The sequence below is a fragment of the Mariniphaga sediminis genome (genome assembly GCF_003573545.1).
GTDB classification, from domain to species: domain Bacteria; phylum Bacteroidota; class Bacteroidia; order Bacteroidales; family Prolixibacteraceae; genus Mariniphaga; species Mariniphaga sediminis.
Genome location: NZ_QWET01000013.1, coordinates 150196 through 156973, shown reverse-complemented (window position 1 = coordinate 156973; position 6778 = coordinate 150196). Strand labels below are relative to the sequence as shown.

5 protein-coding genes are annotated in these 6778 nt (G+C 41.9%); 2 read left to right on the top strand and 3 right to left on the bottom strand.

Annotated features, from left to right (window positions below; genetic code table 11):
- The coding region (locus D1164_RS16600; protein ID WP_147372206.1) for a transposase at positions 1 to 220 on the top strand (220 nt) is incomplete at its 5' end.
- Between the two features lie 693 nt (positions 221 to 913).
- Here the strand turns inward: D1164_RS16600 and D1164_RS16595 are convergent.
- Positions 914 to 2734, bottom strand: a complete 1821-nt coding sequence (locus tag D1164_RS16595) for an ABC transporter ATP-binding protein (RefSeq protein ID WP_119351007.1) — start codon at positions 2732 to 2734, stop codon at positions 914 to 916.
- The gene (gene purB / locus D1164_RS16590; RefSeq protein WP_119351006.1) at positions 2734 to 4080 is read right to left on the bottom strand and encodes an adenylosuccinate lyase; all 1347 of its coding nucleotides are present in this window, start codon (positions 4078 to 4080) and stop codon (positions 2734 to 2736) included. Before purB ends, D1164_RS16595 begins: the two co-directional genes overlap by 1 nt.
- A 161-nt stretch (positions 4081 to 4241) precedes the next feature.
- Between purB and D1164_RS16585 the strand changes: the two genes are divergently transcribed.
- A complete protein-coding gene (locus tag D1164_RS16585; protein ID WP_119351021.1) occupies positions 4242 to 5648 on the top strand; it encodes an NfeD family protein in 1407 nt (468 codons plus the stop codon).
- Between the two features lie 334 nt (positions 5649 to 5982).
- On the opposite strand, the gene D1164_RS16580 is transcribed toward D1164_RS16585, so the two are convergent.
- Positions 5983 to 6540 carry a GNAT family N-acetyltransferase gene (locus D1164_RS16580; RefSeq protein ID WP_119351005.1) on the bottom strand — a complete coding sequence of 186 codons (558 nt, stop codon included), beginning with the start codon at positions 6538 to 6540 and terminating at the stop codon, positions 5983 to 5985.
- Positions 6541 to 6778: the final 238 nt, after the last annotated feature.

The window sequence follows — 6778 nt, the reverse complement described above, 5'->3', positions numbered from 1 at the left end:
GTGGTTCAACGATGTGACAGACTCTGGATTCAAATCCTTCAATACAATATCAGCAACCTTCTATGCTCATTATTCAGAGATATTAAACTATTTTGACAACAGAAGTACAAATGCATCTGCTGAATCTTTTAATGCAAAAATTAAAGCTTTTAGAAGTCAGTTCAGGGGAGTAAGGGACATTACATTTTTCTTGTTTAGATTAACTAAAATTTATGCTTAATTATTTACTCCCCCACAGAAAGTTCACTTGAGCCCTTTTATACCCTAAATGTTTATAAATAGTTTAAAAATCTCTTGCACTCCTAATCCATGTTTTCTATTTCAGGTTTCATAAAAATAGGCCATCGTACGAAAAAGGGATTTGTACTGGAAAAGTTGGTTTGAGTCCCAAAGGAAATTTATACCCTGAATGTTTATAAATAATGCGAATCAAGAGTTGATATAAGCTGATGATCAATAATTCAACCCACTCCGGGGTTGCGTCTTTATCCCGCATTGCCTTCCCCGAGCTTCGCACGGGGCTATTTTTATTTATGTCCTTCTGACAATTCTTTATCCAGAAAAGGGATTAAACAATAATAGTCGCGGGTAAAACCCGAGGTAATGAAGTGGATATGAGAAGAACACCGAAGTGAGTTCAACCCTTTACATAAATAGTTTAAAAACCTCTTGCGCTCCTACGCCCTGTTTTCTATTTCAGGTTTCATAAAAATAGGTCATCGTAAGAAAAAAGGATTTGCACCGGAAAAAGTTAGTTTGAGCCCAAAGTAGAAGATTTATACCAAAAATAATGAGAAAGAGGATTACGGCAACATATTTTTCGGACCGTTTGATTGTCTTCTTTTCAATGTGAGTTGGGAGGATCTTCATTCAGTCCTGACGGAGCTCAGAGTATTGCCAGGGCTGAATGAACTCAGAACATTTGCATATCGTGTAGTTTTTTGTAGCGCCCGTCGGAAGCAAGTAATTCTTCGTGGGTACCTTTTTCCACCATTACGCCTTTGTGCAGAACGCAAATCATATCTGCATTCTTAACGGTGGAAAGCCGGTGGGCAATCACCAGCGATGTACGGTTTTGCATGAGCTTTACCAAGGCATCCTGTACCAGCCTTTCCGATTCCGTGTCAAGTGATGACGTGGCTTCATCAAGAATCAGGATGGGTGGATTTTTCATCACTGCCCGCGCAATGGAGAGGCGTTGTTTCTGTCCTCCCGAAAGTTTGTCGCCCCTGTCGCCAATGGTTGTCTGGTAACCGTTTTCGGTGGCCATAATAAAGTCGTGCGCGTTGGCAATTTTAGCGGCGTGTATCACCTTTTCTTCCGTAACATCGTCCATCCCGAATGCAATGTTGTTGTAAAAAGTGTCATTAAACAGGATGGGTTCCTGGTTTACATACCCGATAAGATTTCTCAGGTCTTTAATTTTCAGGTCGCGCAGGTCGGAGCCGTCAATAATTATACTGCCCTTGCTTACATCCCAGAAGCGGGGCAACAGGTCGACCAGTGTTGTTTTTCCGCTTCCGGATCTTCCGACAAATGCCACGGTCTTTCCTTTCTCAATCTCCAGGGAAATGTCTTTTAATACGGGAGTTGAATTGTAGGCAAAAGAAACATTCTTATAAATGATTTTGGATTGAAAATCGTTGATGGTTTTTGCATCCTTTTTTTCCGTGATGGCTGTTTTGGTATACAGAATTTTGTCGATACGCTCCATTGAGGCCAGTCCTTTTTCCACACTGTAGAGGGCGGTTGAAAATGCTTTGGCCGGATTGATAATATTGTAAAAGAAGACGAGGTAACCGATAAATGTAGCGGCATCAAGCGAACCTTTGTCGTTCAGGATAAGCCGGCCGCCGTACCATAAAACCACGATGATAATTGCCGTTCCGAGAAATTCACTCATGGGGTGGGCAAGGAACCGGCGCCACATCAACTGGTTCATAATATGAAAGTAGTTGTCATTCTCTTTTTCAAATCTTTTGGTTGCCCGGTTTTCGGCGTTAAAAGCTTTGATAATGCGCAGTCCGGAGAGGTCTTCCTCAATAACGGATAAAATTTCGCCCATTTTGCTCTGGCCCTTGCGGCTCTCCCTTTTCAGGCTTTTACCAATGCGGCCGATGATGTACCCGGCAATGGGGAACATCACAAAAACGAACAGCGTAAGGCTCCAGCTCATGTAAACCATTACCGCTATTGAAACAATGATGAGTATCGGGTTTTTTATCATCATGTCCAGCGAGTTCATAATGGAGTTTTCCACTTCGGTTACGTCACCGGTCATGCGAGCCATAATGTCTCCCTTGCGTTCGTCTGAGAAAAAGCCCAACGGCAGTTTCAGAATTTTCCGGTAGATTTTGGAGCGGATGTCGCGCACCACGCCGTTGCGGATAACCACAATCATAAAGTTCGCCAGGTAATAGAATCCTACCTTCAGAAAAACAGTAACGATGATGAATATCCCGATAAAAACCAGGGCCTGTTCATGACTATATCTTTCAATAACCTGGCTGATCAGATAATTGCTGTATTCGGTGAAGGCGGAAACACTAAACCCTATTTCGGGTTGCGTGGTAACAAGCTCCTGTGTTCCGAACAAAATTTTCAGTGAAGGAATCAGCAGGAGAAAGGAAAATGCTCCGAAAATGGCGCTCAGGAAGTTGAAAACAATATTCCAGATGAGTTTCCATTTATAGGGCGGGATAAACCGGCGAAGTAAATGTAGAAGGTCTTTCATTAAAATACTCCTGTATAATTCTGTGGCGTAATTTTCTTCAGTTCGTTTTTAACTTGTTCATCAACGTCCAGTCCTTCAATAAAATTGTGTATGGCCTGTTTGTTAATTACTTCATTCTTGCGGGTTAAATCTTTTAAGGCTTCGTAAGGATTGGGGAAGAACTCGCGTCGCAAAATGGTTTGAATAGCCTCAGCAACCACCGCCCAGTTTTCTTCCAAATCTTTTTCAATGGCGGCTTGGTTCAGTAACAGTTTGCCCAATCCTTTCAGCGTTGATTGGAGAGCGATGACTGTATGTCCGAAAGGCACGCCAATAAAACGGGTTACGGTAGAATCAGTGAGGTCGCGTTGCAGTCGCGAAACGGGCAGTTTGGAAGAGAGTTGTTCGAACCCGGCATTGGCAATCCCGATATTTCCTTCCGAATTTTCAAAGTCGATAGGATTTACCTTGTGCGGCATGGTAGAGGAGCCCACTTCCCCTTTTTTTATTTTTTGCCTGAAGTAGTTCATGGAAATGTAGGTCCACATGTCGCGGTCAAGGTCGAGCACGATGTTGTTAATACGTTTCATCGCGTCGAAAATAGCGCCGTAATTGTCGTAGTGTGCAATTTGTGTCGTGTACTGAGAACGCTCTAATCCCAGGTTTTCTTTACAAAAGTTGTTGGCAAACTGTGGCCAGTCAATTTCCGGATAAGCTACATAATGTGCATTGAAGTTTCCGGTGGCCCCGCCAAATTTTGCATGGCAGGGGAGGGCGCGCAACTGATCGAGCTGCCCCCGGATGCGTTCGGTAAAAACCCTGATTTCTTTTCCCAGTTTGGTAGGTGAGGCCGGCTGTCCGTGGGTTTTTGCCAGCATCGGAATATCTTTCCATTGTGCCGCCAGTTCTTCCAGCTTTTCAATCAACTGCTCCACCAGCGGGTAATATTCTGCATCAAGCGCATCGTGAATCGATTTGGGCAGCGCGGTGTTGTTGGCATCCTGCGATGTGAGGCCAAAGTGGATAAACTCTCTGTATTTGGCCAACCCGATTTTATCAAACTCTTCTTTTAAAAAATATTCCACTGCCTTTACATCGTGGTTAGTCACGCTTTCAATTTCTTTTACCCGCGCAGCATTTTCAACTGAAAACTGACGGTGGATTTCGCGTAATTCGTCAAGTTTGGCTTTGGGAATACCTTCCAGTTGCGGCAACGGGATTTTGCTAAGCGCCACAAAATATTCAATCTCTACAAACACCCGGTATTTTATCAGGGCATATTCACTAAAGTATTTCCAAAGGTTTTCCACTTTACTGTGGTATCTGCCGTCAACCGGCGAAATGGCTGTCAATGTATTCGAATTCATTTTTATATCCTTAAAATGCTCGGCAAAGTTAGTAATTTAGCCGAATTTGGATTTTTATTCAGGAATGATAATTTTTAAACCATTGTGCCGGATTTATTTATAACTTCGCTGCATAACCTGTTTGTCAGGAGAATATTTCAATAATTTTTAAGATGATAAAAATGAACAGGACAATTTATATATTATTTATTTTCTTGCTGGGTTTTCTGACTTTTGGGGTTGCCAAAGCCGAAGGTGAAAGTGAAAAGCTGGTTTATAAATTCGATATAAAACAGGAGATTACAAGGGCCACCTGGCGGCAAACCCAGCAGGCGTTTGAAGCGGCTGATACGCTGGGGGCTGATGTGTTTCTGATTCATATGAATACTTATGGGGGAACCGTGTTGGATGCAGATTCCATTCGTACTAAAATTATGCAAAGTCCTATCCCTGTGTATGTTTTTATTGACAATAATGCTGCATCTGCCGGTGCGCTGATTTCCATTGCCTGCGACAGTATTTACATGCGTCCGGGAGGAAGTATCGGCGCGGCCACGGTGGTGAACCAAACCGGACAGGCAATGCCCGATAAATACCAGAGCTATATGCGTTCTACCATGCGGGCTACGGCCGAATCGCACGGCAGGGATACCCTTATAACCGGGAACGATACTATTGTGAAATGGCGACGCGATCCTAAAATTGCAGAGGCTATGGTCGATCAGTCAGTTTATATCGAAGGACTTATCGATACCGGCAAAGTGTTGACGTTTACTCCTGTAGAAGCCATGGAACATGGTTTCTGTGAAGGGATTGCTGAAAATATTCCGGAGGTTTTGAAACAGGTGGGTATTGAAGAATATAAGATAGTAGAGTATGAACTTACCTGGATTGAGCGGATAATCGGGTTCCTTGTTCATCCGATGGTTTCGGGGCTTCTTATAATGGCTATTATCGGTGGAATTTATTTTGAGATGCAAACGCCGGGAATTGGGTTTCCGCTGGGAGTCGCTATTCTGGCTGCGGTACTTTATTTTGCCCCGTTGTATCTGGAAGGGCTGGCCGAACATTGGGAAATTATCGTTTTTATTATCGGATTAATTCTGATTGCCGTCGAAATCTTTGTGCTCCCCGGATTTGGAGTAGCCGGAATTTTGGGGGTATTGTTTGTTTTTGTCGGCCTGGTTTTGAGTCTTATCGAAAATGTTGTTTTCGATTTTGAACCCGTCAATACGGAAAAACTTGGTGTAGCTATAATGACCGTAGTTGTTGGAATTATGGGCGGTTTTATTCTGTCGCTTTATCTCGGCAAAAAACTTTTTACTTCTCATTCAGGCCCCTTTAAAAACCTGGCACTAAATACTGTTCAGGATATAAAAGAAGGGTATTTGAATGTGGATGCCTCGTTTGTGGCGTTGAAAGGAAAAACCGGCACGGCGCAAACGGTACTTCGTCCGGGAGGAAAGGTTTTGATTGACGGGGAGGTTTATGATGCAATTACCGAAGCCGGATTTATTGACCGCGGGGAAGATATTGTAGTGCTAAAAGTGGGAACAGCCCAGTTATACGTTGACCGGCCGGAAGGATAATTGGTTTTATTACTGAAGTTTCCATAATTGTAATTACAAGGTTATAACTTTTATGTAAATTGCAAAATCCTGACCAACGGCAATCTGTCTGTAAGTTTCCCCTTTTATGACCAAATTCTGAACGTAAAGCCAAAATCAGCTTTGGCCTTTTCTATATATTTTTTGTTTTCCACAAAAGGTACCGATTGCAAATCAGCACCAGCTGGGGGCTATGGGTAGTGCGGAGTGTAACTGTACAAAGATATCAAACCATTAAACAGTTAAACGTAGGTGATTATCTTCAATCCCCCACAATACTCCGCATTACCTATGAGCCTTTGTTAGAGCACCTGATTTATTCCCTCCAATGCTCTGGTTTATTCAATTCAACAGCACAAATAACATTTCCTTTACCAATTACAAATCCTTCCGGATTCAAAGACTGAACCATCCATGCATTTGCATATTCAGCTGGTATTGGATATGGTGCGCTAAATCCAAGTTTTTTGGCATCAGGAATAAATCCAAACTTTGGGTAATAATCCATATGTCCTAATACAAAAACCATTTCAGACCCCATTTCTTTTAATCTTTTCAGCCCTTCATTAATTAATAACCCACCAACACCTTGTTTTTGATATTCCGGTATAACAGCTAAGGGGGCAAGAATATGAAAGAATGGCTGTGTTGTGTTCATTTCATTTATATACACTCGGGTAAATAAAATATGTCCAATGGGTTTTTTATCATGAAACGCCAGCAAGGAAAGAACTGGTTCAGCTGTTTGGTCACGTAACAAATCAGCGGTCAATTTGGCTTCTTTTACATAGCCAAATGCTTGTTCTTCAACTACCATAATGTCATTGAAATCCTTACTATTAGTCTCTCTAATTTGAATATTTATTTTTGGCATGATTATATCTTTTTATAACAGCATACGTCGGTATGCCAATTAACTCAATGTCCTACGAAAAACAACTGAACTTTTGCTATTATTCAGGTATTTACAGAACAATAATTTTTACTTTTTTAGCAATAATAATTTAATTGAAATACGTCTCAATCAGAATCACACTAAATGTAACTTGATTAACACGTTGGTTGAAGGGTTCGACAGGTGTCAGATATTTACCTTTATCAGAATAAAGGCA

Bases quoted from the DNA above. Each gene is read 5' to 3' on its own strand.
- D1164_RS16595 (WP_119351007.1), bottom strand. From the start codon at position 2,734: ATGAAAGACCTTCTACATTTACTTCGCCGGTTTATCCCGCCCTATAAA.
- purB (WP_119351006.1), bottom strand. From the start codon at position 4,080: ATGAATTCGAATACATTGACAGCCATTTCGCCGGTTGACGGCAGATAC.
- D1164_RS16585 (WP_119351021.1), top strand. From the start codon at position 4,242: ATGAACAGGACAATTTATATATTATTTATTTTCTTGCTGGGTTTTCTG.
- D1164_RS16580 (WP_119351005.1), bottom strand. From the start codon at position 6,540: ATGCCAAAAATAAATATTCAAATTAGAGAGACTAATAGTAAGGATTTC.